Source organism: Bacillus sp. 22446 (genome assembly GCF_052044955.1).
GTDB lineage: Bacteria > Bacillota > Bacilli > Bacillales > Bacillaceae > Bacillus > Bacillus altitudinis.
Genome location: NZ_JBQEOD010000002.1, coordinates 147,320 through 173,729, shown reverse-complemented (window position 1 = coordinate 173,729; position 26,410 = coordinate 147,320). Strand labels below are relative to the sequence as shown.

26 protein-coding genes are annotated in these 26,410 nt (G+C 40.3%); 7 read left to right on the top strand and 19 right to left on the bottom strand.

Annotated features, from left to right (window positions below; translation table 11 throughout):
* Position 1: 1 nt before the first annotated feature.
* From ctaE to cyoE, 4 genes are all read right to left on the bottom strand, one after another.
* On the bottom strand, positions 2–622 hold the full coding sequence (ctaE, locus tag ACTJJD_RS05150) for a cytochrome c oxidase subunit III (RefSeq protein ID WP_007499822.1): 621 nt from the start codon (positions 620–622) through the stop codon (positions 2–4).
* Entirely contained in the window at positions 622–2,493 is a 1,872-nt protein-coding gene (gene ctaD, locus ACTJJD_RS05145) for a cytochrome c oxidase subunit I (protein ID WP_007499823.1), read from the bottom strand. Before ctaD ends, ctaE begins: the two co-directional genes overlap by 1 nt.
* 188 nt (positions 2,494–2,681) lie before the next feature.
* Positions 2,682–3,749, bottom strand: coding sequence for a cytochrome c oxidase subunit II (gene coxB / locus ACTJJD_RS05140; RefSeq protein ID WP_039168612.1), 1,068 nt, complete (start codon positions 3,747–3,749; stop codon positions 2,682–2,684).
* Positions 3,750–4,027: 278 nt separating this feature from the next.
* On the bottom strand, positions 4,028–4,945 hold the full coding sequence (gene cyoE / locus ACTJJD_RS05135; protein ID WP_007499825.1) for a heme o synthase: 918 nt from the start codon (positions 4,943–4,945) through the stop codon (positions 4,028–4,030).
* Positions 4,946–5,334: 389 nt separating this feature from the next.
* On the opposite strand from cyoE, the gene ACTJJD_RS05130 reads away from it, so the two are divergent.
* On the top strand, positions 5,335–6,258 hold the full coding sequence (locus tag ACTJJD_RS05130; RefSeq protein WP_440608158.1) for a COX15/CtaA family protein: 924 nt from the start codon (positions 5,335–5,337) through the stop codon (positions 6,256–6,258).
* 39 nt (positions 6,259–6,297) lie between these two features.
* On the opposite strand, the gene ACTJJD_RS05125 is transcribed toward ACTJJD_RS05130, so the two are convergent.
* From ACTJJD_RS05125 to glsA, 5 genes are all read right to left on the bottom strand, one after another.
* Positions 6,298–7,731 carry a cryptochrome/photolyase family protein gene (locus ACTJJD_RS05125; protein WP_440608157.1) on the bottom strand — a complete coding sequence of 478 codons (1,434 nt, stop codon included), beginning with the start codon at positions 7,729–7,731 and terminating at the stop codon, positions 6,298–6,300.
* Between the two features lie 100 nt (positions 7,732–7,831).
* A complete protein-coding gene (gene pyc, locus ACTJJD_RS05120) occupies positions 7,832–11,278 on the bottom strand; it encodes a pyruvate carboxylase (protein ID WP_440608156.1) in 3,447 nt (1,148 codons plus the stop codon).
* A 79-nt stretch (positions 11,279–11,357) separates the two neighbouring features.
* Positions 11,358–12,569 carry a putative lipid II flippase FtsW gene (ftsW, locus tag ACTJJD_RS05115; RefSeq protein ID WP_007499829.1) on the bottom strand — a complete coding sequence of 404 codons (1,212 nt, stop codon included), beginning with the start codon at positions 12,567–12,569 and terminating at the stop codon, positions 11,358–11,360.
* 210 nt (positions 12,570–12,779) lie between these two features.
* Positions 12,780–13,061 (bottom strand): YlaN family protein, encoded by a 282-nt coding sequence (locus ACTJJD_RS05110; protein ID WP_003212509.1) that lies wholly within the window; start codon positions 13,059–13,061, stop codon positions 12,780–12,782.
* A 122-nt stretch (positions 13,062–13,183) separates the two neighbouring features.
* Positions 13,184–14,113, bottom strand: coding sequence for a glutaminase A (glsA, locus tag ACTJJD_RS05105; protein WP_019743436.1), 930 nt, complete (start codon positions 14,111–14,113; stop codon positions 13,184–13,186).
* Positions 14,114–14,233: 120 nt separating this feature from the next.
* On the opposite strand from glsA, the gene ACTJJD_RS05100 reads away from it, so the two are divergent.
* A complete protein-coding gene (locus ACTJJD_RS05100; protein ID WP_159159603.1) occupies positions 14,234–14,716 on the top strand; it encodes a peptidyl-prolyl cis-trans isomerase in 483 nt (160 codons plus the stop codon).
* Positions 14,717–14,731: 15 nt separating this feature from the next.
* Here the strand turns inward: ACTJJD_RS05100 and ACTJJD_RS05095 are convergent, their stop codons facing one another.
* On the bottom strand, positions 14,732–16,054 hold the full coding sequence (locus ACTJJD_RS05095; protein WP_025207279.1) for a PhoH family protein: 1,323 nt from the start codon (positions 16,052–16,054) through the stop codon (positions 14,732–14,734).
* Between the two features lie 140 nt (positions 16,055–16,194).
* Between ACTJJD_RS05095 and ACTJJD_RS05090 the strand changes: the two genes are divergently transcribed.
* On the top strand, positions 16,195–16,812 hold the full coding sequence (locus tag ACTJJD_RS05090) for a YhcN/YlaJ family sporulation lipoprotein (protein WP_440608155.1): 618 nt from the start codon (positions 16,195–16,197) through the stop codon (positions 16,810–16,812).
* Positions 16,813–17,121: 309 nt separating this feature from the next.
* On the top strand, positions 17,122–17,352 hold the full coding sequence (locus tag ACTJJD_RS05085; RefSeq protein WP_008345063.1) for a YlaI family protein: 231 nt from the start codon (positions 17,122–17,124) through the stop codon (positions 17,350–17,352).
* A 29-nt stretch (positions 17,353–17,381) separates the two neighbouring features.
* Here the strand turns inward: ACTJJD_RS05085 and ACTJJD_RS05080 are convergent, their stop codons facing one another.
* Together ACTJJD_RS05080 and typA are read right to left on the bottom strand one after the other, a co-directional pair.
* Positions 17,382–17,663, bottom strand: a complete 282-nt coding sequence (locus tag ACTJJD_RS05080) for a YlaH-like family protein (protein WP_045034298.1) — start codon at positions 17,661–17,663, stop codon at positions 17,382–17,384.
* Between the two features lie 96 nt (positions 17,664–17,759).
* Entirely contained in the window at positions 17,760–19,598 is a 1,839-nt protein-coding gene (gene typA, locus ACTJJD_RS05075) for a translational GTPase TypA (RefSeq protein ID WP_008345068.1), read from the bottom strand.
* Positions 19,599–19,711: 113 nt separating this feature from the next.
* On the opposite strand from typA, the gene ACTJJD_RS05070 reads away from it, so the two are divergent.
* Entirely contained in the window at positions 19,712–19,891 is a 180-nt protein-coding gene (locus ACTJJD_RS05070; protein ID WP_008345070.1) for a DUF5325 family protein, read from the top strand.
* 273 nt (positions 19,892–20,164) lie between these two features.
* Positions 20,165–20,800 (top strand): hypothetical protein, encoded by a 636-nt coding sequence (locus ACTJJD_RS05065; protein WP_203144304.1) that lies wholly within the window; start codon positions 20,165–20,167, stop codon positions 20,798–20,800.
* 44 nt (positions 20,801–20,844) lie between these two features.
* Here ACTJJD_RS05065 and ACTJJD_RS05060 read toward each other — a convergent pair whose 3' ends face one another.
* The 6 genes from ACTJJD_RS05060 to ACTJJD_RS05035 all read right to left on the bottom strand — a co-directional run bounded on the left by ACTJJD_RS05060 (position 20,845) and on the right by ACTJJD_RS05035 (position 25,071).
* On the bottom strand, positions 20,845–21,138 hold the full coding sequence (locus tag ACTJJD_RS05060; protein WP_025207277.1) for an anti-sigma factor family protein: 294 nt from the start codon (positions 21,136–21,138) through the stop codon (positions 20,845–20,847).
* Positions 21,135–21,653, bottom strand: coding sequence for a sigma-70 family RNA polymerase sigma factor (locus ACTJJD_RS05055; RefSeq protein ID WP_025207276.1), 519 nt, complete (start codon positions 21,651–21,653; stop codon positions 21,135–21,137). Before ACTJJD_RS05055 ends, ACTJJD_RS05060 begins: the two co-directional genes overlap by 4 nt.
* Positions 21,653–21,916, bottom strand: coding sequence for a hypothetical protein (locus tag ACTJJD_RS05050; RefSeq protein ID WP_058337388.1), 264 nt, complete (start codon positions 21,914–21,916; stop codon positions 21,653–21,655). Before ACTJJD_RS05050 ends, ACTJJD_RS05055 begins: the two co-directional genes overlap by 1 nt.
* A complete protein-coding gene (locus tag ACTJJD_RS05045) occupies positions 21,906–23,759 on the bottom strand; it encodes a hypothetical protein (protein ID WP_440608154.1) in 1,854 nt (617 codons plus the stop codon). The genes ACTJJD_RS05050 and ACTJJD_RS05045 overlap by 11 nt, the downstream gene beginning before the upstream one ends.
* Before the next feature lie 183 nt (positions 23,760–23,942).
* On the bottom strand, positions 23,943–24,749 hold the full coding sequence (locus ACTJJD_RS05040) for an inositol monophosphatase family protein (RefSeq protein ID WP_440608153.1): 807 nt from the start codon (positions 24,747–24,749) through the stop codon (positions 23,943–23,945).
* Between the two features lie 133 nt (positions 24,750–24,882).
* Complete coding sequence (locus ACTJJD_RS05035; protein WP_008345085.1) at positions 24,883–25,071, bottom strand: hypothetical protein; 189 nt, start codon at positions 25,069–25,071, stop codon at positions 24,883–24,885.
* A gap of 287 nt (positions 25,072–25,358) precedes the next feature.
* On the opposite strand from ACTJJD_RS05035, the gene ACTJJD_RS05030 reads away from it, so the two are divergent.
* Positions 25,359–25,994: a DUF1054 domain-containing protein gene (locus ACTJJD_RS05030; protein WP_045034227.1), complete on the top strand. Its 636-nt coding sequence runs from the start codon at positions 25,359–25,361 to the stop codon at positions 25,992–25,994.
* A 27-nt stretch (positions 25,995–26,021) separates the two neighbouring features.
* Here the strand turns inward: ACTJJD_RS05030 and ACTJJD_RS05025 are convergent, their stop codons facing one another.
* The gene (locus ACTJJD_RS05025; protein ID WP_008345089.1) at positions 26,022–26,291 is read right to left on the bottom strand and encodes a UPF0223 family protein; all 270 of its coding nucleotides are present in this window, start codon (positions 26,289–26,291) and stop codon (positions 26,022–26,024) included.
* Between the last annotated feature and the right edge of the window lie 119 nt (positions 26,292–26,410).

Below are 26,410 nucleotides of genomic sequence, written 5' to 3'. Positions count from 1 at the left end.
CTTATCCCACCATTCCCATTAAATATACAACGGTAAAGATGAAGACCCACACAACATCAATGAAGTGCCAATAAAGGCTTGCCACATAATATTTTGGTGCATTGTATAAATCGAGTCCGCGTCTCATATTCCGAATCATCAGAGCGGTGATCCAGCAAAGTCCAAATGCGACGTGAGCCCCGTGTGTTCCAACAAGCGTATAGAAGGAAGAGCCAAGTGCAGAGCTCGTAATGGTAAATTCATACGCATGCACATAATGATAAAACTCATAAATTTCTACCCCTAAAAATCCAGCACCTAAAAGAACGGTTACACCTAACCAAAGCTGCATTTTTTTAAAGGCAAAGTTTTTCATATGATACATAGCATACACACTCGTTAAACTGCTCGTTAACAGAAGCATTGTGGCAATAAAGACAAGTGTGAGGTCAAACATTTCAGTTGTTGTTGCGCCGCCTGCATTTGAATTTTTCAGCGCCAAATAAGTGGCAAACAAAGATGCAAACAGGACCGTTTCTCCCCCAAGAAACAACCAGAACCCGACGAACTTATTCTTTCCTTCTAACGTGGCTTTCTCAGGAGAAGCCGGAAAGGTTTCCGCTGTCATTTTTTGTGGTTCCATTATGCTTTCACCCCTTTGTCATCGTCATCCGTCAAATCTTCTTTGTGAATATGGTATCCATGATCATCTTTAAGAGAGCGAACGAGCATGGTCGCAAACGTGATGCCAAGACCAATGAAGATCACCGGCAGACCCCAGCTGTGTTCTTGACGATACATAAAACCAAACGCTGACACAAATAGACCGAATGAGATAATGATAGGCAAGATGGAATTATTCGGCATGTGAATATCATCGAGCGGTTCAGATGCTGTCATTCCTTTTTTACCATCCATTTTCTCAATCCATAATGGATCAAGTCCCCGTACAAGAGGCAGCTGCTTAAAGTTATATTCTGGCGGAGGTGAAGATACTGCCCATTCAAGCGTTCTTCCATCTCCCCAAGGATCGCCCGATACACGCTCCCCTTTTGCTGTCGTCCAGATGATATTAATCAGCATGATGACAACTGCTACAAACATGAACAGTGCCCCAATCGTACTCACCAAGTTCCCAAGGTCTAGACCCTGACCTGGCAAGAATGTAAAGACTCGGCGCGGCATGCCCCAAAGACCGAGAAAATGCTGGATAAAGAACGTTAAATGGAAACCGACGAAAAACAGCACAAAGCCAATTTTCCCAAGCTTCTCATTCAGTATTTTCCCAAACATCTTCGGCCACCAATAATGCACACCTGCTAAAATACCGAAAACCACACCACCGATAATGACATAGTGGAAATGCGCCACAACGAAGTACGTGTCATGGAACTGATAATCCGCTGCTGCTGCTGCAAGCATGACGCCGGTTACACCGCCAAGTAAGAATGACGGAATGAACGCAACTGAATATAGCATCGGCGTTGTAAACTTCACATTACCGCCCCATATGGTGAGCAACCAGTTAAATACTTTAATTCCAGTTGGCACCGCAATCGCCATTGTGGCTACGGCAAAGATCGCATTGGCAATTGGACCAAGTCCTGTTGTGAACATGTGATGCGCCCACACCATGAATCCAAGGAAACCAATTAATACAGTTGCAAACACCATGGACGAATAACCAAACAATCTTTTTCTTGCAAACACCGGAATGATCTCAGAGAAAATCCCAAATGCCGGCAAAATCAAGATATACACTTCTGGGTGTCCAAAAATCCAGAACAAATGCTCCCAGATGATTGTATTTCCGCCGAGCTCTGGATTAAAAAAGCTCGTATCAAACATTCGATCAAGCATCAGCATCGCAAGCCCTGCTGTCAGCGGCGGGAATGCGAATAAAATTAGTGCGGATGCCACAAACGTCGTCCAGGTAAAGAGCGGCATTCTCATATACGTCATACCTGGCGCTCTCATATTAATAATCGTTGCAAGAAAGTTGATTCCGGCAATTAGCGTACCAATACCCGCTATCTGCAACCCTAAAATATAGAAATCCATGCCGTGCCCTTCTGAATTCAGCGTGAGCGACGCATAGGCAGTCCAGCCTGCATCAGGTGCTCCGCCCATAAACCATCCAAGGTTTAAGAAAATACCTCCAAAAAAGAACAGCCAAAAACCAAGTGAATTCACAAATGGAAACGCTACGTCACGTGCACCAATTTGAATGGGTACAACCGCATTCATTAATGCAAATAAAAGCGGCATTGCTGCAAGGAAAATCATCGTTGTTCCATGCATCGTCATGACTTCATTGTAAAACCCTGCACTCACAAAATCATTTTCAGGGATGGCTAGCTGAATACGGATAATCATCGCTTCCAGGCCACCAATTAAAAAGAAAAATCCCCCTGCCACTAAATATAGTATGGCAATTTTTTTGTGGTCAACCGTCGTTAAGTAATCCCATAAGACAGCGCCAAACCCCCGCTTTTTAGCTATTGTACTCACCATGAAATCCCCCTCTTATCTCCCATTTGCCCCTTTTCATATCAATGTCTATCTTCACGTTCTAAAAACAGACTATATCTGACAGATGACTTATTCTTGGATGTAGAGACTTAGTCGGGAGCTCTTAACAAAAACTTCACATAGATCGTATACCCTTTTGAATGTGCGCAACTTCAAGCTGCTCAAGGCATTTACTGTATTTTAAGACCTTTTAAATACTCGTAGAGTGCATCTGCTTCTGAGTCATTTAGTTTAGGGTACGTCCCTGTCATCTTATTACCTGGTTTAAAGCTCTCTGGATCTTTCAGCCAGGCTTTGACATTTTCTTTGTTCATGTCTTTAATTCCAGCTACTTTTGTCCGCTCTCCGAAGGTTGCAAGGTTTGGTGCAGTCCTTGCCGCCTCTGGTCGTTCATCTCCAGGCTCTACCGCATGACAGCTTAAACAGTTTTTCTCTTTAAAGAGTTTTTCACCCTCAAGGGCTAGATCTGACGTAGATGCAGGCTTCTTATAATCTGTCATCTTTTTCGTCCAGCCTAAAAACTCATCTTGAGAAAGCGTTTTAACTTTAAAGTCCATTAAAGCATGTGATGGACCACAAAGCTCTGCACATTTCCCATAGAAATATTCTCCAGCATCTTTCGTTCGTTTTGAGTCAAATGTTAAATAAAACTTGTTCTCGTTGTCTGTATTTGTATCAATTTTACCCCCAGCTGATGGAATCCAGAATGAGTGTTTCACATCAGATGCTTTCAGCTTAAAATAAACCTTTTGATCAGTTGGAACAATCAATTCCTGACTTGTCACAATCCCATAATCAGGGTATTCAAATTCCCACCAATATAAGCTGGCTCTTACATTCACTACAAGTGTTTTTTCAGGATCTCGTTTTTTCTTATCCATGGCGCTTGTATCCCCTAGCTCAAGCGTGTATGCCACAACAGGTACAACGAGAATAATGAGTAGAAGTATCGGAATCGCTGTCCACGTAATTTCGAGGTTACGGTTCCCTTCTACCTGTTTAGGAATCGTATCTTCTCCCACTTTAGAACGTTTGAATTTAATGATGACGTAAAAGAAAATGATCGATACAACAATAACGACAAGAACCATAATAAGTGTACTCAGTACCGTTAGGAAAAACTGTTTATCTGCTACTTCCCCAACTGGCTTGAGTGTTGATAAGTATGGTTCACCGCAGCCCGCCAAAACGAGCGTCAGTAAGAGAAACAGTGAATAAACACGCCATTTTCTTATCATAATTTGTCCCAACCCCTTTTGCTTGATCTCCTTTGCCTTTCGCTTTTACCTCTTATTTATAAAATCACCTTTCACCCATCCATAACCCCCGCCTCTTATAAAAGCACTTACATTTCCTCTTTTCATAAAAAAATGATGTTTTTACTCAAAATACCATCTATGTATAAACAGAAAGCCGCCTAAATAGAACTGAATATCAGGCGGCTTTCATAGTTGTAAGAAAATGTTGTGTTATAAGATATAGCCATTGTTTTGATGTGATCAAAGTGTATTTCACTCTAGAATAGTGTAATAATAATCATCGCAACGAAAAAGATCGTTAAGTAGTTTAATGAATAAACAAACATGAGTGTTGACCACTTCATGATATCTTTCATTTTAAAGCCCATAAGACCAATGACGAGCCATCCAATGTTCAGCAATGTGCCAAGTGCGACAATCGGCCATCCTAATCCACCTAAGAAAAATGGAAGCGGAAGAAGACATGCTGTCCAAATGATGATTTGGCGTTTTGTGACTTCAAAGCCGTAAACAACTGGCAGCATTGGAATACCTGCTTTGCGGTAATCTTCCGTTTTCTTAATCGCAAGTGATAAGAAATGCGGAATTTGCCAGATGAACATAATCATAAACAGGACCCAAGCCGTTGTATCGATGGTGCCTGTAACAGCTGTCCAGCCAATTAATGGCGGAACCGCACCAGATACACTCCCAATGACTGTATTAATGGTGTAATGGCGTTTAGACCACATCGTGTATAGAACTGCATAAGTAAAGACACCGATAAATCCAATCACTGCTGATGTAACAGTTGTCATCAGAAGCATAATCAGTCCAAGTACAACAAGCAGAATACCAAATGCATACGCTTGACCTGGCTGAACTTTACCTGTCACCGTCGGTCTTGTTTTTGTTCTTTCCATTAGTATATCAATATCACGGTCAAACGCATTATTAATGGCGCATGAACCGGCAATAATAAGAGAAGAACCAATCATTGTTAACAGCACAATATCAAGATTCCCAAGGAAACTCATATCTGTAAAATAAAAAGCAAGCCACATTCCAGTAAATGTTGTAATGAAATTGGAATTGACGATGCCCATTTTAATAAGAGCAAGAAAATCTTTTAAAGCGGTTGTTTCTTCTATTTGTCCATGAATAGCTGCTTCCGCGGCTGTTTTGGAATTTGCCAATGTGTATAACCTCCCTTGCCCAAACCTTCAAACGAACGAATAAAACGTAAAATCGTTACAACTCTATCATACAAGATAAAGAGCTGTAAAAAAACATCCTATTAAATAATAAACGACAAACTTGAAGTTATTTGTGAACTTTTCGTGAATTTATTAGGATGTGCGTTTCAGAAGGCGGTGCAAAATGAAATATTCTCTCCTCTATTTCTATCAGACTGTCAAAGAAAGATCAAGCACTCTAAATCTGTAAACTTTGTGAACTAACATATCATTTTTTTGTGAACTTTGGTCATTATGAATTGCAACAGAACACGCATTTGGCTTAAACTTGAGAGCATGTGAGGTTTTCATTTAGATCAGAAGTTATTTAGAGAAGGTGAAATCATTTGATGAAATTTGCTTTAAGGTTATTGAGCGTTGTCACAACATTTGTGATGCTGATCGTTCTGATTGGCGGTGCGCTTGTGACGAAAACTGGCTCCGGTCTTGGCTGTGGCAGACAGTGGCCCCTTTGCCACGGTCGTTTCTTTCCAGAAATGAACCCTGCTTCCATTATCGAATGGAGCCACCGCATGTCAACAGGAGTTTCCACCATTCTTGTATTGGCACTGGCGGTCTTATGCTGGAAAAAAATCAGTCCAGTATTCCGTGAAACCAAATTTTTGGTCATCATGTCCATTATATTCTTACTGCTTCAAGCGCTGTTAGGGGCACTCGCCGTTGTGTTTGGTTCTAACGCACTTGTCATGGCACTGCACTTCGGTATTTCACTGATTTCTTTTGCTTCCGTTTTACTGCTGGCACTGCTTGTGTTTGAAGCCACCAGATCTGAAACAAAGCTTGTGAAGCCGCTTCATATCGGCAAAAGAATGCAGTTCCATATTTATGGGTTGATCACATATACGTATATTGTGGTGTATACGGGCGCCTATGTGAGACATACAAAATCAAGTCTTGCATGCTCTGTCTTCCCATTTTGTTCAAAAGACGGCGCACTTCCAGCGTATTTTAATCAATGGGTTCAAATGTCTCACCGAGCAGCAGCCCTTCTTTTATTCGTTTGGATATTTATTGCGATGTTCCATGCGCTTAAACATTATAAAGAACAAAAGCAGCTGTATTATGGATGGATCATTTCAGCCATTCTCATTACACTTCAAGCGATCTCTGGTGTCATGTCTGTTTATTCTCAGCTCGCACTCGGTTATGCGCTTGCTCATTCATTCTTTATTTCTTGTTTGTTTGGGGTACTATGCTACTTCTGCTTACTCATTGCCCGGTTTAAATATGAAAATAGAGAGCCTTTCAGATAAACATACAATCCCCCTTTCATCCGAAAAGGGGGATTTCTTTTATGTTTGTTTCGCTTCTTCAAATAGCGAAATAGCTTTTTTCCGTCTTTCTTGATGATCGACTGTAGGCAGAGGATATGTATCCCCCAGCACACATCCTGATTTCATTTGCTCATCTATCGGCATTTTACTCGGTTCATGAATCCATTTTTCATTCACGTGCTTAAGTTCTGGCACATACCTTCTAATATATTCTCCGCTTGGGTCAAATCGTTTCGACTGGGTCGTTGGGTTAAAAATACGGAAGTAAGGAACTGCATCCGTTCCGACAGAGGCTGCCCACTGAAATCCTCCAATATTCGAAGCCTCATCATAGTCGACAAGTTTTCTCGCAAAATACGCTTCGCCCATTCTCCAATCGATGAGATAATCTTTTGTCAGGAATGAAGCCGTCACCATTCTCAAACGGTTATGCATCCAGCCTTCTTCATTTAACTGTCTCATCCCAGCGTCAACGAGCGGGAAGCCTGTTTGTCCTTTACACCAAGTTTCAAAAAGTGTCTCATCATCATTCCATTTTATATGTTGAAAGGAGGCGTTGATTTCTTTTTCTTTCATCTCTGGATAATGCGCAAAGATCATATGATAAAAATCACGCCATGCTAGCTCTTTCAAAAATGTTTCCTTGCCCTCATCTTCAAAAAGTTCTTCCTCATTGACCGCATGAAAGATTGTGCGAATAGAAATGGTCCCGGTTTTTAAGAACCGAGACAGCTTGCTCGTCCCAAAAACAGACGGAATATCTCGTTTCTCATGATAATGCGTCAATCTTTCTTGAATAAAGCCGCCTAGCGTGCTCATCGCTTTGTCTGATCCAATCTGATCGAATTTCCTTGTACATTTCTCGATGATGTCCCTTAGTTTCGCATCTCCCTTTTCAGAAAGTGACTCATCACAAATCGTATGCTCACTGCTCAGAAATGATTTGTCAACTTTTATCACAGACTGCTTCTCCTGCTTCCGCCACGCTTGGTAGTATGGAGTAAACACTTGATAATGAGAACCATCCGCTTTTAAAATATCTCTCGCCCCATGCAGATGCGTATCTTGCCACTTTGACACATGAATGCCCTTTTCTTCTAAGAAACGGGTCACTTGTTCATCACGTGTTTGACCATTTCCTACTTCGTCCTCATTAAAAAAGACCGCATTGATGTCATAAGCATCCAAGAGCTTTTGAAAAGCGGACAAAATCTCATCATGAATGAGATGAACATACATGTGAGATTCTCTTGCTTCCTTGACGAAATTGGCCAAGTTTTGAAAGAAATGTTCGTTGTTCAAATCCAGTTCCATTTCTGTAAAAAATGGATCTAGATGATAAAAAGCAAATAATCGGTACTGATGTTTTTTTGCATATGTGATCGCTTTTGATAAGGCGATATGATCATCCAATCGCATATCTCGGCGAAACCAAATCACGACAATTTCCACTCTTTCTTCACCTCATTCTATAGTGTAATCACTCTAGCGGGCGGCTGCACATTTTAATGCGCTCAAAAAAAGACACATCGCAGTGGATGTGTCTCACTCATTATTCTGGCTTTAAGACAATCAACAGATCTCCAGTTTGAATCCCTTCTCCATTCGTGACATGAATTTCATCCACGACTGCTGAGAACGGTGCTTGTACCGTCGTTTCCATTTTCATCGCTTCATTAATCATCAAATGCTCACCTTGTGAAATTTTCTGTCCTTTTTCAACAAGTACTTTGATCACAGTACCTGGCATCGATGCGGCAATGTGATTTGGATTTGAGCGATCTGCCTTCATTTTTTCTTGAACGGAGGATTTGATGCTTTCATCCTTAATGACCACTTCACGCGGCTGTCCATTCAGCTCAAAGTAAAGCACTCTTGTAGCGTCCGGATTCGGTTCTCCAATTGACACGAGTTTGACAATGAGGGTTTTCCCTTTTTCAATTTCCACCTCAATTTCTTCACCAAGTCTCATCCCGTAGAAGAAGGTTGGTGTGTCAAGAACAGAGATGTCTCCATAGCTTTCTGCTGTTTGAACAAATTCAGAAAAGACTTTCGGATATAAAGCATATGCAATGGCATCTTGTTCTGTCAACGTCAGATCATGTGATTCTTTGAACTGCTTTTTGATCTCTTCAAAGTCCACAGGCTTCAGTTTCTCACCTGGTCTGACAGTAAGCGGCTCCTCCCCTTTTAAAATCAGCTTTTGCAATTTTTCTGGGAATCCGCCATGAGGCTGTCCTAAATAGCCTTTAAACAATTCAACAACCGAATCTGGGAAATCCAGTGTTCCTCCTTTTTCATAAACATCCTCTTCTGTCAGATCGTTTTGCACCATATAAAGTGCCATATCTCCGACCACTTTAGAAGACGGTGTCACTTTCACAATGTCACCAAACATGTCATTTACACGTCTGTACATTTCTTTTACTTCATTCCAGCGGTCGCCAAGGCCGACCCCTTTCGCCTGCTGTTGCAGGTTACTATACTGGCCACCAGGCATTTCATGCTCATAAATTTCTGTATGAGGTGAATTCATTCCGCTTTCAAACTCATGGTAATATTTTCTGACGGAATCCCAATATTGAGAAAGACGTTCAACCGCTTGAACATTCATTTCGGGCTTTCTTTCATGTCCGTCTAAAGCATAATATAATGAGCTCGCACTTGGTTGTGATGTGAGCCCCGCCATAGAGCTGACAGCAACATCAACAATATCAACACCTGCATCAATCGCTCTTGCATAGGTGAAGAGTCCATTTCCACTCGTATCGTGTGTATGAAGATGGATTGGAATCGTGAGCTCGTCTTTTAGAGCCGATACAAGTTCATAAGCCGCCTGCGGTTTTAATAATCCCGCCATATCTTTAATACCTAAAATATGAGCGCCTGCGGATTCAAGCTCCTTCGCAAGAGAGACATAATATTTCAAATCATATTTCGGACGTGATGGATCAAGAATATCACCTGTATAACAAATCGCTGCCTCTGCCACTTTGCCGGATTCACGAACAGAATCAATAGCAAGCGTCATACCTTTGACCCAGTTTAGACTGTCGAAAATACGGAAGACGTCAATGCCTGCCTCTGCCGATTCCTTTACAAATGCTTTAATCACATTATCCGCATAGTTTGTATATCCGACAGCGTTTGAAGATCTTAATAGCATTTGGAACAAAGTGTTTGGCACTTCTTGACGAAGCTCTTTCAATCTTTCCCAAGGATCTTCTTTCAAGAAACGATATGCCACATCAAATGTAGCGCCGCCCCACATTTCCATACTGAATAACTCTGGCCATAAGCCTGCTGTTGGCTGAGCAACTTTCTTTAAGTCGTGTGTTCTAAAGCGTGTTGCAAGCAGGGATTGATGTGCGTCTCTAAAGGTTGTATCCGTTAAGAGTACACCGCTTTGTTCTTTCACCCAATTGGCGAGTCCCTCAGGTCCATGCTTGTCTAACAATTGTTTTGTTCCAGAAGGAATCGTTTCATGGACAGCAAGTTTCGGCACATTTGGTTGATCAAAATGAGGCTTCTTATTTTCCGAAATACCAGGGAACCCATTAATGGTAACGTTACCAATATAAGTAAGCATTTTCGTTCCGCGGTCTTTTTGCTTAGGGAAGTTAAATAGCTCAGGTGTTGAATCAATAAACGATGTATCATATTCCCCTCTTAGAAACTTCTCGTGCTTTGCTACGTTTTCAAGAAACGGAATATTTGTTTTAATGCCACGAATCCTGAATTCTTGTAAATTTCGGACCATTTTAGCCGCAGCTTGATCAAATGTAAGTGCCCAAGTAGACAGCTTGACCAACAGTGAATCGTAATAAGGTGTAATCACCGCACCTTGGAAGCTGTTCCCTGTATCAAGACGTACACCAAAACCACCGCCTGAACGGTAAGCCATGATTTTTCCTGTATCTGGCATAAAATCATTCAAAGGATCTTCTGTTGTGACCCTTGATTGAATGGCAAATCCATGTGTAAAGATATCTTCTTGTTTTGGTATCCCGACTTCTTTGCTGTGGAGGTCATGTCCTTTTGCGACAAGAATTTGGGTTTGGACGATATCGACACCTGTGATCATTTCTGTGATCGTGTGTTCCACCTGGACCCTAGGATTGACTTCAATAAAATAAAACTCGCCATTTGCCACTAGGAATTCTACAGTCCCTGCATTGATATACGATACATTCTGGGCCAGCTGAACAGCCGCTTCACAGATGTCTTCACGCAATTGATCTGAAAGGGACACACTTGGTGCAACCTCAATGACTTTTTGATGACGCCTTTGAACAGAGCAGTCACGCTCGTATAAATGAATGATATTGCCGTGATTGTCTCCAATCACCTGCACTTCAATATGTTTCGGATTTTCAATCAGCTTTTCAACGTATACTTCGTCATTTCCAAAAGCCGCTTTCGCCTCTGACTTTGCACGGTCATAGGCTTCGCTTAGCTCCTCTTTTGATCTGACAATCCGCATACCTCGGCCGCCGCCTCCAAGTGAAGCTTTAATAATAAACGGGTAACCGTATTCTTCACCGAATTTTTCGACTTCTTTGACCGAATCAACTGGCCCGTCACTTCCTGGAATGACTGGAATCCCAGCTTTTTTCGCTTCATCTCTCGCTTTTACTTTATCTCCAAACATATCTAAATGTTGAGAAGTTGGGCCGATGAATTGGATGCCTTCCTCTTCGCATCGTCTTGCAAAATGAATGTTTTCAGATAAAAATCCGTATCCTGGATGAATCGCATCCACGTCATTTCGTTTTGCAATTTCGATGATCCCCTCAATATCAAGGTAGGCATCAATCGGCTTTTTCCCTTCTCCAACTAGATATGCTTCATCGGCTTTATAGCGATGATAAGAGCCCGAGTCTTCTTTGGAGTAAATGGCCACTGTACGTAAGTTGAGCTCCGTACAGGCCCTAAAGACTCTGATAGCGATTTCCCCTCTGTTTGCAACTAGAACCTTTTGAATTGTTCTCTGTGACATTCTCACTCCTCCATATCCCTTAAAATTTTATATGTACTCTATAATAAAGGAAGAAATGAAAACTGTACACTTTTGTTTTCTAAAGATTCAAAGTTTTCTGCAATCCATTTTTTTGAATCGATGGTTTGCTGATTGATTTTTTCTTTTTATAACGCTCTTTATATTCAGTGAACATGCTGATATTCAGCAATATTCCCATACATCCACTCAGTAAAATGATAGAGGATCCCCCGTAGCTGATAAACGGAAGTGTGACCCCAGTAATCGGAATGAGACCTGAAACACCGCCCAAATTAATACACGTTTGGATGGCAATCATTGAAGAAATTCCTATTGCAAGCAAACTTCCAAACGGATCTTCACACTTTCTCGCAATATAAAAACCTTTCACGACAATAAAGCCAAGGAGAGCAAGGACAAAAAATACACCGAAAAAACCAAGCTCTTCCGAGATAATTGCCATGATAAAATCTGTATGCGGTTCTGGAAGGTATCCATACTTTTGTACACTCTCTCCAAGACCAAGCCCAAAAAAGCCGCCTGACCCAATCGCATAATATGAATTAATCAATTGATGCCCAGAAGCGCCTGCGTCTTTAAATGGATCTTGGAAACTCTCAAAACGTCCAAGACGATTCTGCGTGAAAATTTTATCCCAAAAAAGAATAATAAACGGTGTCACAACAACCATCACCGCACTAAATAAAGCGAGCAGCTTGGCCAGCGTTTTACCGCTAAACCCTGAGCATAAAATCATCGCAAGGGCAATCATACCAATGATAAAAGCTGTCCCATAGTCTGGCTGCAAAATAATAAATCCGCATAGGATGGAGACAACCACAATTGGAGGTGTAACCCCTCTTAAAATATGGTCAATATAATGCTGCTTCTTTGCATAGACAGCAGCAAGATAAATGATGACAACGATCTTCACGAATTCCGCTGGCTGAAGACTAAAAGGCCCAAATTTGATCCAGCTTCTAGCATTCCCTGCAATGTGACCGCCAAAGTACACATAGATGAGAGAAAACACAGATAGCAAAAGCATCACAATTTGGAATCTTTTATTTAAGAGCAGCTGATACGGAATGAGGGCTGTAAACATCAAGATGACCGCCCCGACAATCATAAATAAAAGCTGTTTCTTGAAAAAATTATCTGGCGCAGCATCATATCTGATCACAGATGTAATCATACTTGAGCTATACACCATCACCAAGCCGAATGCGCTAATTAATATAATGGCGAACAATAATGAGTAGTCATACGATTTTAGCATTCTCTTTAACATATAATCCTCTTCCTAACGTCTATTTCTACTGCTTGATACTCTCTTCTCTTAGCTGTTCTTATTCTACTACATTTTCTCCGTTTGATCCCGTTTTACCTCTTTATATTGTTCGTCTTTCATGAGACAATCAAGTCCGTTTGGCATCAATCAAAATAAAAAGGCGGACAAAAAAACTCAAACTTATGTTGTGGAAGTTTGAGTTTTCAATCATTATTTTTTTGTGAACGCATCATGAAGTGCGGATAGTTCTCTCTCAAGTTTATCGAGTAGTTTTTTGCCTTCATGTTGATCAACTAATCCAAGCCGGACAGCGAAATCAATTTCTCTCGATAATCCGAACATTTGAGTATCTAAAACCTCTTCATAAAGAGGACATTGCGGCATCGTTAAGTTGTCCATTTGCACTTGGATCAATTTTAAAATTTTATCTGCATCCAATTTTAATAAAGCCAGTGCTTTTTGCCGATGATCGACTAAAATTTCTGACGCCAAAAGTATCCCTCCGTTCCCCAGGCGAGTACCTAATTCTTCTATTTATCATAAAGCGAAACGCCCAAAATTGCAAGCAGATTTGTACAGTTCGCTCTGTAAAAATAAAAAGAAGCCATTCGTCATTAAAAGATACTCATCTCATATTTTTCACTCATGAGTTCAAGCAGCTTAATACCCGCAATACTATTCCCTTTTTCATCCAAAGCAGGCCCGAATATACCTATCCCAAAGTCGTATGGCGCCGCCCCCATAATTCCGCCTGAAACACCACTTTTAGCAGGGATTCCGATATTGATTGCAAATTCCCCGCTCGCATTGTACATACCGCATGTGACCATAAACGTTTTACAAATTCTAGCAACATCTTTCGAAAGGATTTGCTTTCCTGTCTCTGGATGCCTGCCATCTAATGAAAAAACACACGCGATCTTCGCCAAATCCAGGCTATTCATCATGACGGCGCACTGCTTCGTATAGACATCCATCACCTCTTCTACATTCCCTTTAATGATATGATATTGCTTCATATAATAGCACATTGCGCGGTTAATCATTGATGTTTCAAATTCGGATGCAGCGGTTTCTTTGCAATATGTAATGGTGGTGTCATTGGCAAGCTCTCTAATAAAACCAAGCAGCCGGTTCAGCTGATCTTGCGGCGTTGCCCCTCTTATTAAACTTGTAACGGCAAGCGCTCCTGCATTAATCATTGGGTTAAGCGGCTTATTGGGGCTTGCAGTCTCTAGTTTAATCATCGAATTAAACGGGTCGCCAGTCGGTTCTTGTCCAACATATTGAAACACTTTTTTCGGTCCTTCTTCTGAGAGCACGAGCGCCAGTGCTAATACTTTTGAAATACTTTGCAGGGTGAATCGTTTATCAACATCTCCCGCTGAGTGGCACGTATTACTCACATGATAAACAGCGACAGATAAATCCGATTGATCCGCTTTACCGAGTGCCGGAATATAGGATGCTACCTTTCCATTTTTGGCCACCTTTTTTGCCTCTTCTACAAATCGCTGAAGCTCTTCATTGTCACGACATGCCATGCCCAAAATCCTCCCTATTTTTCGTCTAATCGTAGTGTGTACAAGGAAGTGCATGTTTATGAAAGTGACAAAGCGGGCGAAAACTTCTATAATTTATGTTGGAAAGGGGTTGTCTTGAACATGAGCATTATTCAAATCAAGGGGAACGTACAATACAAGATCACCATTGATCCGAGTGTATGGATTTTTGATGACCGTAAATTTTTAATGGATTCATTTTTTGAGAAAAGTGCAGCAAACGAAGAGCAGCAGCTAGATCAGGAACTCGATCAAGAGCGGGTCATAAGAGAAGGTCAAACACTTCCACCCACATTAAAAACAGAGAAAAAGTACGAAAAAGAAAGACTTGTCACAGGCAGCTTCGGGATGAAACTTGGCGACATGATAAAAAATGCAGAACCGCTCGAACAAGCGGAGACGTGTGAATTTGTCACAGAAACAGAAACGATTGCTGTTCCGCTCTCTAAGGCGATGGATAGCATTGCCCATTTCAGCCAAAATGGAAAGCCTATAACAGAAGAAGGACCAATCCACGTCTATTTCGAGGATCAGTCCAACATCACTCAGCCGATTAAAAGCGTCAAAGAGTTAATCATTACATAAGATGACGGGTCTGGACTATAATAAATCAGCTGCAAGCTGTGCAAGTCCAGACCTTTCTCCTTTGACAAGCTTGACATGTCCAGATATTTGCTGCCCTTTGAAACGCTCAATGACATATGTGAGCCCATTATTTAAGCTGTCTAAATAAGGGTGATCAATCTGCTCTGGGTCTCCCATGAGCACAATTTTACTTCCCTCACCAACCCGCGTTAATAATGTTTTTACTTCGTGTTTTGTTAAATTTTGCGCTTCATCGATAATGATAAATTGATCAGGGATACTTCTCCCGCGAATATACGTTAAAGCTTCCACTTGAATTGAACCGATGCCCGCTAGTATCGCATCGAGTTCACCAGGTTTTTTTGTGTTAAATAAAAATTCTAGGTTGTCATAGATCGGCTGCATCCACGGTCTGAGCTTCTCTTCTTTTTCGCCTGGCAAATACCCTAAGTCCTTACCGACAGGAACAATAGAGCGCGCCACGATGAGCTTTTTAAACATGCCGAGGTCCTCTGTCTGCATTAATCCAGCAGCAAGTGCAAGCAGTGTCTTTCCTGTTCCCGCTTTTCCGATAAGTGTCACAAGCGGAATATCGCGGCGTAAAAGTAACTCAAGCGCCATCGTTTGCTGGACATTTTTTGGACGAATTCCCCAAATATGTTCTTGGTCATAAATAAGCCGTTTTACATGCTCTGCTTTTTGATCAAGCATCCCCAAAGCAGAACCACCCTCATTTCCCTTCATAATAACAAATTGATGAGGGTTTAATGGCGTTTGGGTGACGTCTTTTATTGGTAACTGATTTTGCTTATAAAATGTATTCAGCTGCTCAGTCGGAATATAGAGCTCGTGATAGCCGTTATCAATGTCTTCATTTTGTAGCACTCGATCGCTTAAGAAATCCTCTGCTTGCAGACCAATGGCATCCGCCTTTACTCGCACTAGGACATCTTTGCTGACCAAAATGACAGGCCGGCCATCCGGTTTTGTTTCTTCCTCTAAGCTCAAATTCTTGGCAACAGCCAAAATCCGGTTATCGTTTGTTTTTTCGATGAAAATTTCTTGAAGTTCATGGAAAGAGCGATGATTCAGCTCAATACGCAGCGTTCCTTTTGACTCCAGCGTAATTTTTTCATGCAGTTTCCCTTTCGATCTCAACCCGTCGATTAAACGTGAGACACGTCGTGCGTTTTGCCCAACCTCGTCCATATATCTTTTTTTCGAGTCTACTTCTTCTAACACTACGGCCGGAATCACGACCTCGTTGTCTTCAAATGAAAAGATTGAATTCGGATCCTGTAATAACACATTTGTGTCTAATACATAAATTTTACTCAGGTCCTTCGCCTCCTGATCGGGGTTTCATTCATCCTTGTCTTTCCAAAAACGATTGTTAAAATATATGTTTTCATGAATAAAGTTAGAAGGTTAATTCAACAATAAAATAAATCATGCAGTTTGTGAAGGAGGGAATACACATGCGACTATTTTTGACGTTATTCATGGTTCAAACCATTCTTTTATTAGGCGCTTGCCAGCATCAAGAGAAGCCTTTGGCACAAGAACATCAAGACGGAAACAAGCATTTAGTAAGAGTATCAGACTCATCCAAGAAAAACACTGACAAAGCCCGCCCATCAACAGATGTGGCAAAGCACCTAGTGAATGTGACTGAGCATGTAGCAGATGTAAATGACGCAACAGTGATCGTCATCGGCAAGTATGCTGTCGTCGGCATTGATGTAAAAGATGATTTAGATAGAAGCAAAGTTGAAACCATTAAATATTCAGTCGCCAAAGCGCTAAAAAATGACCCAGAAGGTGCGAATGCTGTTGTCGTCGCTGATCCAGATACAGTGAGCCGTTTAAAGGAAATGGGCAAAGAAATACAAGCTGGCAGGCCAGTAAGCGGAATTATGGACGAATTAGCAGCTATTGTGGGCCGTGTTATGCCAGAAATGCCTCGAAATGAAATCGACCGTAACGAAACAGATCCAACGAATGATCCGAATCATCAGCTCAAACAACAAGATCAAAAGCAATTAGAAAAAAACCAAAACGATCAATCAAACCATCATATGAATCAGAAGAAATAATGAGAACGGCTTATATCTCTTGTGATATAAGCCTCAGATTGTTGACAAAGGGCTAAAATGAACTTTATTTTGGCTCTTTGTCTTCTTTTCAGCGTGATAGAAAACCTTTGCAGCCCTAGGAAGGACGAGCATCGGCGCGGAGCGAATTTGACATTCGTGAGCACCGAAGCGCAGGCCTGACACCGAATGCGAGGGTTTGTCTACACGCTGCGGCTTATATCTCTTGTGATATAAGCCTTTTTTATACTGATTTTAAGTGGCTCAAAAAACATGCTATAATGAAGGCATGACCAAAGTGAGGTGAAAATGATGAGAGTGAAGTGCTCATTATGTGAAAAGCTTGAAACCATTAATGATGATACACTTGTTGCTAAACGGTTAAGAAATCGACCGATTCATACATATATGTGCGATGACTGCCAAGAAAGAATTAAAGTAAAGACAGAGGCACGCATCAAAACAGGCAGATTCTCTCTTTATCAAGATCCTGCGACGAAAGAGAAAAAGAAGAAAAAAGGAAAAAAAGAACAGAAGACATAAAAAAGACCTGACACAAGTTCAGGTCTTTTTTACGTACTCACTGTTCCTTCTTTTTTCGCACGATGCAGTCGTATTTTATAAATAATCAAAATGACAGCTGCCACAACCAGGCCTTCTGCGACTGGCAAGAAGATACCTAGAAATGTGAGAAACGTGCAACCAAAAATCAAAAACAAATAAATGACAAGTGCTTTTAAAATCGGTAAACGTCTAGCAAATCCGAGTTTAAAAACAATAATCGCTAAAACAAGGATGGTGCCATATAGGAGCCACATCCCTGTTTGCGGATTTTCATCGACACGAAACAGCATCGCGAAAAAGGATAGATTCTCACTTACTTCCTGATCATTCAAAAAGATTCCCTCCCCTTATCTTTCAGGGTTCTATCTTTTTAATTCTTCATGGAATTAAGATAATCCTGCTAGCTTTTTCTTCTTCGCTGCTTTTTCACGTTCATTTTTATCTAAAATTTTCTTTCTTAAACGGATCGATTCCGGTGTAACCTCACAGTATTCGTCTTCATTTAAGTACTCAAGAGATTCCTCAAGTGACATAATACGTGGTTTTTTCATACTAACCGTTTGATCTTTTGTCGCTGAACGTACGTTTGTTTGTTGTTTCATACGGCTTACGTTGACAACAAGATCGTTTTCACGGTTATGCTCACCAACAATCATTCCTTGGTATACTTCAACACCCGGCTCAACGAAAATCACACCGCGCTCTTCAACGCCTTGGATTCCGTAAGCAGTTGCTTTACCTGTTTCCATTGAAACAAGTACACCTTGACGGCGTCCGCCAACTTGACCAGACTGCATCGGCTGGTAGCTGTCAAATGTATGGTTCAAAATACCAAAACCACGAGTTAATGAAAGAAATTCAGTTGTATATCCGATTAAACCACGTGATGGAACTGTAAAGATCAGGCGAACTTGACCGTTACCATTATTGATCATGTCAATCATTTCACCTTTTCTTGCACCCATTGATTCCATAACAGAGCCAGTATGCTCTTCAGGTACATCAATTTGAACACGCTCTACAGGCTCACATCGAACACCATCTACTTCTTTTACAATAACTTCTGGCTTCGATACTTGCAGTTCAAATCCTTCACGTCTCATATTCTCAATCAGAATTGATAAGTGAAGCTCACCGCGTCCTGATACAACCCAAGCATCAGGTGAATCCGTTGGATCTACACGAAGACTTACGTCTGTTTGAAGCTGCTGTTCTAAACGCTCTTCAATTTTACGTGATGTCACGTACTTTCCTTCACGGCCTGCAAATGGGCTGTTATTCACAACAAATGTCATTTGAAGTGTCGGCTCATCAATACGAAGGATCGGCAAAGCCTCTTGGTGTTCTACCGGGCAGACTGTTTCACCTACGTTGATGTCTTCCATACCAGATACTGCGACAAGATCTCCAGCTTTCGCTTCATTGATTTCCACTCGTTTTAACCCTTGGAAACCAAAAATCTTCGTCACGCGGAATTGTTTTACACTGCCATCCACTTTCATTAGAGCAACTTGCTGTCCTACTTGCATCGTTCCTCTAAATACACGGCCAATTCCAATTCTTCCAACATAATCATTGTAATCAAGTAGCGCCACTTGGAATTGAAGCGGTTCTTCATGGTTGTCGACTGGGCATGGGATATGGTTAACAATCGCTTCAAACAACGATTCCATGTTTTCATCTTGCTTACTAGCATCGTTACTTGCTGTACCATTGATTGCTGATGCATATACAACTGGGAATTCAAGCTGTTCTTCTGTTGCATCCAATTCAATGAACAAGTCAATGACTTCATCGACTACTTCAGCTGGACGAGCAAAGTCACGGTCAATTTTATTGACAACAACAATTGGTGTTAAGTTTTGCTCAAGTGCTTTTTTTAGCACGAATCGTGTTTGAGGCATACAACCTTCATATGCATCCACAACGAGAAGTACACCATCTACCATTTTCATGATACGCTCAACTTCACCACCGAAATCGGCGTGTCCTGGTGTATCTAAAATATTAATGCGTGTATCTTTATAATGGATCGCAGTATTTTTAGCTAAGATCGTAATACCGCGCTCTCGCTCTAAATCATTTGAATCCATGGCTCTCTCAGCGATATTTTCATTCGCACGGAAAGTACCAGCTTGATGGAGCAATTGGTCAACAAGCGTCGTTTTACCATGGTCAACGTGGGCAATAATTGCGATGTTGCGAAGGTCTTTTCGAAGTTTCACATTTTCATCTCCTAAAATAATTAGATAACTTTCATATTATATCACAATCCCCTTTAAATGCCGATCGTTTTTCTGTAAACTTATATTAACTCTAAAAAAAGGGATGGAGACAAATGAAACAAATCAAATGGCTTCTATTATTATGTGCATTACTTGCCGTCGTCAGTATGGCGTTTATTGGAGTGTCTGTTGCAGAAAAAAGCATACTGGGAACATGCTTAAGTATTGTGTTCGCCATGATTTTCATGGGTACAGGATTTACATTAAAACGAAAATTAAACGTACAATCATAAAATTTATGAAAAGCCTTTTACATTTTACATGTAGAAGGCTTTTATTTTGGGTAAAAACAAGACCAACCACCTATGTAATCCTAGTGATTCAACTAAAAAATTCATATAGTGTTGGCAAATCTAAGCAATCTGAACTCTTCCATTTTTCGACAAGAACTTTTATAGTTCTCCAAAATCAAACACAAAGTTACATTTTTCCTATTCTTCCACAAAGTTTCTCATGGTATGCTGTTCTTGCAACAAAATTTAACAGAAAAGGGAGAGAAAAGAAGCATGAAGAAGTTTTTGAGCAAATCGCTCAGCTCTGTTGTATTTTTCGCTTTAGCTATCATTTTTACTTTCACAACAGTAGCTCCTGGGCAAGCAAGTGCTGCAACTTTCAAAGGGATTCCTTTTGAGCAGCAACAAATTATTAAAGAATTATTGGAGAAAAACGAGCGTGTCATCAACATTCTCATCAATTCATTTGTTGAGGAAGACAACAACTACACATTTGATGTGAAAAAAGCTGTTGAGCTCGGTTTGACTGAAGAAGAAGCGGCGACTGCTGAGAAATTCTTAGATCGCGCAGCTGTTCTTACAATCGTTTTCAGTGAAAGCATCACTAAAAACGAAAAAGGAAAATTAGTTTTTGATGCAGAAAAAGCTGTTGAACTTGGTCTTACTAAAGAAGAAGCAACTAAATTCGAAAAGCTTTTCAAATCAGTGATCAGAATTGCTGATCTTGCTGGTGATGCACTTGTTCTAGACAAAAAAGGAAACGTTGTAATTGATTCTAAAATCGCTAAAGGTCTTGGATTCAGCTCTACTGAATTACTTGTTTTCAACCAATTGCTTAAGAAAATTCCTCAAGAGCAATTAAAAACGTTCTATGATGCAGTTCAAATTGCTAAAGAAAAATTGAACTAAGCTCAAAAAACCCCCATCCGGTTCATCCAGATGGGGGTTCTTTCTTATATCCAATAGATCAAGAGCATGATGAGATAGACGATACTAAAAACGATACTTGCCCTTAATAACAGTTTTCCATAGTAGCGCTTTTCAAACTTTCTTTTTTCTTCTTTTTCATCTATGAACGGTATAAAATCTGTTGACTTTGCAATAGAGACTGGTTCTTTCATTTCTTCATATAGATGAAGGCATTTTTTGCATGAACGTAAGTGCTCATTCACTAATTGATTTGTTTCTTCACTCGTGTCCCCTTCTATATAAAGTGGTAATAGTTCTTCAATCAAATAACAGTTCATTTGTTGAACTCCTCACAATGTAGCTTTCGTTTCAGCTCTAATCTTGCTCGATGAAGGGTTGTCTTTACTTTAGATAAAGTCCAATTCAAAATTTCCGCTACTTCTTCATACGATAATTCCTGAATATCTCTTAAAATGAGGACTTCCCGGTAAGAATCCTTCAATTGATTGATATGGCTCCACAGTCTTTGAATATCCGCTTGAGTTTCTAAATGCTCTTCAGGTGTCATGAATATCTGCTGCTCTAAAAAGTCAGCTTTTTCTACATCCGTAAAAGTTCGTTTTACTTTTCGGCGATAGTCGTTGACAAATGTATGATAAGCAATGGTGTAAAGCCATGTTTTAATGCTTGAATGTCCTTTAAAAGAGGATAATCCATGCAGTGCCTTGATAAATACATCCTGCGCAAGATCCTTGGCTGTTTCGACATTTCCCGTTCTGCGATATAAATATTTGGTGATTTCCTGAAAATATTCTTCATATATTTTTTCAATTTGATTGGTCGGTCTAGACATCAAAAATAAAACCACACAGTCATCCAAATTGATAAAACGATAAAAAAGAAGTATAACGAAGAAATAAACCACTTCATGCGTTTTAATTCGTGATAATCGCTCTGATCCTCAGTGTGGACAGGAGCAAACTCGTTTCCCTTAACAGAATGCTGAAACTGCTTTTCATGCGTCTTCATCCAGTTAGAAGCCTCTTCTCCAAGCTCCCCTTCCTGATACAATTCATATAAGTCTTGAAAGATGGCTTGTTTTTCTTTATCTGTCAAAACGTTGCACCTCTTTTGTTCGTCCATTTACTTCATATATTTTCCGCTCATTCGATCCGAAGGTTTGAATGATCACAAACCACGAAATGCTCATTTTCCCCTCTTTGTCGATCATTCTCACCGGCTTGATTTGTTTTTTATAGATGGCATAAGGTTCATACTTTTTGAGAACTTGCTGATAGACTTCATCACGTTCTTGATTCGATACCGTATGCGGTAAAGAAGAGTCTGATTGCCAATTCAACTCAATTCCATCGGCATCTCTCGTCACATGAAGTAAATTTGATGACCCGTGAAAAGTATATTGTTTGTGTTCACGAGTTCCTGTTTCTGTCTTCACGTCTTTTGACTGTTCCCCTATCATTTCAAACAAATCTTCGTCACTGATATTTCCTTTTTTCTGTTGAAGAATCGCTTTTGATAGCTGTATTTTCAGCAATTCTTTCGTTGAACCATTAAACAGAAATTCAGATTGATCGGCTGTCTTTACCGCCACTTCATGCTGCCATTCAAAATAAAAAGCATCAACGTCTGTGATCTGGTAAGCTGGGGGCTGTAAATTTAACTTTTTATAAATACGATTAATTTTCGTTTTCATTTCTTTGTTTGTTAAATTGATCCCGTCTACATCCTTCAATTGAAAGATGGCGTTCCCATATTGCGCTTGTCGAAGCGTCTCTTTTTTCCAAGTGGCAAACGCTAAGCTCTCATCTTTATTCTGAGACATTTTTGGCAAAAGAAGAACGCTTGTCTCCCCGTCTTCTTTTTCAACCACTACATGAATGCGGTCTAGATCAACGGATCGGCCGCTTCTTTCAAAAAATTCAATGGTTTTTTCCCTATATTCTTTATCGGTCAAATGCTGACCCTTTGCGCGACCATGATAAAAATAGCTGTTTAATTCACCTGTAAACGCAGAAACATTCACTTCATACTGATCGGCTGCAAACACGTAGTTATCAGAGATCGGCTGTTTAATAGTCGTTGAATATAATGTAGTGTCCGCTGGTACAAACTTTGAAGCGAATGCTTTTGCACTTGCTTCAGATAAAGGGCGATATTCTTCTGAGAAAGTATCTGTCAGTTCCGTTTTAGTAAATTGAAACATGATATGTGGGAGATTTAGGACCGGGTTTAGCATTAGCATAAAAAAGACGACAATTCCCCAAGCACCCCACTTTCTCAACTTCACCTTGTTTTGTAGTAACGCACATAACAAATGTAAGGTCATAAAGCTTCCTGCGGCCGCTACTAAAATCACAATGGATTTAAACGAAGATTGCAGCTCATGCTTCGAGATAGAAGGATAAAAAATATACAGCAGCGCAGCGAAAATCAGGCCATAGAAAAACAGCAATTCTTTCCACTTCTGATGCCAAAACAAACGAAAGAATAGGTGAAGTACCAATGCGGCAAAGCCAATCATAAGCAAAATGATGATTAAATCTCTCCATACCAGCTCCGTATCACCGCTGAGAAAGAACTTTTTGCTTTCAACTAACACAATAAATACCGTTTGACATAAAGGCAGAAGTAACACAGATAAATCAAACGCAAAAAACATGCCCCTATTTTTTAAATAAGGAAGAGAAATCACATAGAAAAGTGATGCAAGCAAGACATATCCATAGATGAGAAATTGCATGAAATCTGTCAGCACTTCAAATGTTTCGATCGTATACTGTCTAGCTAGCACTTGGTGGATCATCTCAAGTGTCATACTCCCTAGCAGAACTACTCTTAATACGATTCCAGCATAAAATACATAACTACTCTTCTTTTCTTTCCATATGGGAAGTGTAATGAAAAGGACAAATAGTCCAAGCACACACCATTGAATCATGTGGATACTGTACTCATTTAAAATAAAAAACCTTTCAAAATGGAGGGATAAATCACTAAACAAATCAAACATCGCTACACAATCCTTTACTTCAAATTAAGGCCTCGTTCGTATAGACATTTGACTTGTCAAAAAGTTTCATCAAATACAAAAAATCACTTCATTCTCATGAAGTGATGTTGTTTATTTTTTATTTTCGCTTCCCTTTATGTAATCATGCAAGATTTTTTCACAGACGGATCGATTTCCAGCAACAATGCTATTTTTCTCTAGAAACGTCAAGCGTTCTCCGTGAATATTCGAGTAAACAGCACCTACTTCATCAAGTAACACACATCCAGCCGCATAATCCCAAGGCGCTAGCCTTAACGTGACATATGCGTCGCTTCTTCCGCTTGCAATGTAAGCTAGTTCAAGTGCAGCTGACCCAATCGTTCGTGTTCCTCTCACATCGCGTACGAGACGGGCAAACGGCTTAGCGTCAAAATGAGGGCTTTCAATCGCCCATGTTGGGTTAATGCCGACAATAGCTTTTTCAATGGCAACATCTTTTAAAGGCGGGAGTAAGGTATCGTTCATATACGCCCCTTCTCCTTTGACTGCATGATAGAGCTCGTCATGGATGACGTCATAAATAAGGCCGATTTTCCCCACACCATGTTCAAATATCCCAATTGAAATGGCAAAATTTCGTTTTTGATGGACAAAGTTCATGGTGCCATCAATTGGATCAATGATCCATACTATCCCGTCAAGAGAGGTCACTTCTTCCCCTTGACCCTCTTCTCCTAAAATATGATGATCTGAAAATGTCGACTGTATCTTTTCAATGAAGAAACGTTCTGTTTCTTTATCGATGTTTGTGACAAGATCATTTGGATTTGATTTTGTTTCAATTGATAGACCTTCCTGCATGGATGATTTAATGCGGCTACCCGCTTCTTTTACCCAAAGCTTTGCAAGTCGGTCAATTTCCACCCAGTTTGTCATCGGACTGTAAACCTCTTTTCTATGTAGTACCTATTTGTATTAGCATACTGATATTATGTACGTAAAAGCAAGAAAAAAGCAGCTTCATACAAAAACGAACCGATGAATTGGTTCGTTTTTACCTCACCTTGTTTTACCCTTGAAGCTGCTCCCATTCTTTTCTTAGGCGCTCAAGCTTTCGTTTGCTGCGTTCTACCTGGATATCATCTTTTTGCTCGATGGCTTCATGAAGCGTAGAAAGCTCATAATCAACCTCTAATCTCCACACAGCGATGCGATTCTTCTTCTCTTGTCTATACCCATGCTTCACGATTTGCTTCATTGGTCAACGCCCCTTCCAGAGAATGATTCATTCCTTGTCAGTTTTCATTGATAAAAAATACAATCGATAAGAGAAATGGTTCTTGCTTATATCGTATGAAGCGATCGCATAACCGCAACGACATTCTGAAAATTGTGTTTTTACCTATTTGTTATGTACCACAAAATCGAAGTTTTTAAACGCCGAACCAAGATCCCTGCTATCTTTCTCTTTAAAGTGCATCTTTTTTTGAGCTTGACCCAAGCTATGATAAAATATGATCAGCGAAAAGATACAGGAGGCATAACATGAGTGAAATGCGTTTTAGAGATGAAGATTTTGAAACATTCACAGTAGACGGTTTAGATGAACGTATGACCGTATTAAAAGAGAGAGTCCGTCCAAAGCTTGAAGCACTTGGTGAACATTTTGCACCGCTTCTTTCTTCTATTACAGGTGACGAAATGTTTGTCCACGTGGCAAAACATGCAAGAAGATCAGTCAACCCGCCAAATGACACTTGGGTGGCTTTCGCTAACAGTAAGCGTGGGTATAAAAAGCTCCCTCATTTTCAAATTGGGCTTTGGAAAACTCATGTATTTGTATGGTTTGCGCTCATTTATGAATCTCCAGTGAAAGGTGAATATGGGCAACTATTCGAAAAAGAGCTGGACACGATCCAAAAGAAAATACCGCAAGACTTTGTTTGGTCTAAGGATCATATGAAACCGGACGTCCTCCGCCACAGCGAACTTGATGCTGAACAGCTGAGAACACTATTTGAACGTGTTCAAACAGTCAAAAAGGCCGAACTCCTTTGCGGCATCCAGCTTCCTAGAGAAGAAGTTATTCAAATGAATAATGAAGAATTCTTATCGAAAATTGAAGATGCCTTCCGCACAGTAACTTATCTATACCGCTTTACACAAAAAGAATCTGTATAAAAAAACGAGCCTATATTGGCTCGTTTTTTACATCCGTATCATAGCTGTTTCTTCAGCCTCTCTTGCACTTTTTACTGTGCGATAAGGGGAATACCCACTTCCCTTTTCAAACGCCGCACAATGCGTCTTTTCTTCTGCTTTTGATGGTACAACTTCTTTAAATCGTTTATAAGCCTCTAGTAACGCTTGTTTCGCAATTCCTGTTTCATAGGCTTTTTCAACGGCTTGAAAAAATGAAATGACCGCCATCTTTTCTTCAGTTGTCCAGTCGACGTCCATTGGATATTGATATTCCATTACTTGTCCCTCACTTTAATCCACATTTCTTATTTGAACTTTTATTATAGCATCTGTTTGATCAGAATCCGATTGATTTTATGCTTTACATTCCGATCAGTTCATAATATAATTCTTTT

What these genes read in the sequence shown, in the direction of transcription:
- ctaD (WP_007499823.1), bottom strand. Translation starts at nt 2,493, where the DNA reads ATGGTGAGTACAATAGCTAAAAAGCGGGGGTTTGGCGCTGTCTTATGG.
- ACTJJD_RS05070 (WP_008345070.1), top strand. Translation starts at nt 19,712, where the DNA reads ATGAAACAAATCAAATGGCTTCTATTATTATGTGCATTACTTGCCGTC.
- ACTJJD_RS05090 (WP_440608155.1), top strand. Translation starts at nt 16,195, where the DNA reads ATGCGACTATTTTTGACGTTATTCATGGTTCAAACCATTCTTTTATTA.
- ftsW (WP_007499829.1), bottom strand. Translation starts at nt 12,569, where the DNA reads ATGTTAAAGAGAATGCTAAAATCGTATGACTACTCATTATTGTTCGCC.
- ACTJJD_RS05080 (WP_045034298.1), bottom strand. Translation starts at nt 17,663, where the DNA reads ATGCTGTTTCGTGTCGATGAAAATCCGCAAACAGGGATGTGGCTCCTA.
- ACTJJD_RS05130 (WP_440608158.1), top strand. Translation starts at nt 5,335, where the DNA reads ATGAAATTTGCTTTAAGGTTATTGAGCGTTGTCACAACATTTGTGATG.
- ACTJJD_RS05040 (WP_440608153.1), bottom strand. Translation starts at nt 24,749, where the DNA reads ATGACAAACTGGGTGGAAATTGACCGACTTGCAAAGCTTTGGGTAAAA.
- ACTJJD_RS05100 (WP_159159603.1), top strand. Translation starts at nt 14,234, where the DNA reads ATGAGCATTATTCAAATCAAGGGGAACGTACAATACAAGATCACCATT.
- pyc (WP_440608156.1), bottom strand. Translation starts at nt 11,278, where the DNA reads ATGTCACAGAGAACAATTCAAAAGGTTCTAGTTGCAAACAGAGGGGAA.
- ACTJJD_RS05025 (WP_008345089.1), bottom strand. Translation starts at nt 26,291, where the DNA reads ATGGAATATCAATATCCAATGGACGTCGACTGGACAACTGAAGAAAAG.
- ACTJJD_RS05085 (WP_008345063.1), top strand. Translation starts at nt 17,122, where the DNA reads ATGAGAGTGAAGTGCTCATTATGTGAAAAGCTTGAAACCATTAATGAT.
- ACTJJD_RS05060 (WP_025207277.1), bottom strand. Translation starts at nt 21,138, where the DNA reads ATGAACTGTTATTTGATTGAAGAACTATTACCACTTTATATAGAAGGG.
- coxB (WP_039168612.1), bottom strand. Translation starts at nt 3,749, where the DNA reads ATGATAAGAAAATGGCGTGTTTATTCACTGTTTCTCTTACTGACGCTC.
- ACTJJD_RS05055 (WP_025207276.1), bottom strand. Translation starts at nt 21,653, where the DNA reads ATGTCTAGACCGACCAATCAAATTGAAAAAATATATGAAGAATATTTT.
- ACTJJD_RS05045 (WP_440608154.1), bottom strand. Translation starts at nt 23,759, where the DNA reads ATGATTCAATGGTGTGTGCTTGGACTATTTGTCCTTTTCATTACACTT.
- glsA (WP_019743436.1), bottom strand. Translation starts at nt 14,113, where the DNA reads ATGGCATGTCGTGACAATGAAGAGCTTCAGCGATTTGTAGAAGAGGCA.
- ACTJJD_RS05035 (WP_008345085.1), bottom strand. Translation starts at nt 25,071, where the DNA reads ATGAAGCAAATCGTGAAGCATGGGTATAGACAAGAGAAGAAGAATCGC.
- ACTJJD_RS05065 (WP_203144304.1), top strand. Translation starts at nt 20,165, where the DNA reads ATGAAGAAGTTTTTGAGCAAATCGCTCAGCTCTGTTGTATTTTTCGCT.
- ctaE (WP_007499822.1), bottom strand. Translation starts at nt 622, where the DNA reads ATGGAACCACAAAAAATGACAGCGGAAACCTTTCCGGCTTCTCCTGAG.
- ACTJJD_RS05030 (WP_045034227.1), top strand. Translation starts at nt 25,359, where the DNA reads ATGAGTGAAATGCGTTTTAGAGATGAAGATTTTGAAACATTCACAGTA.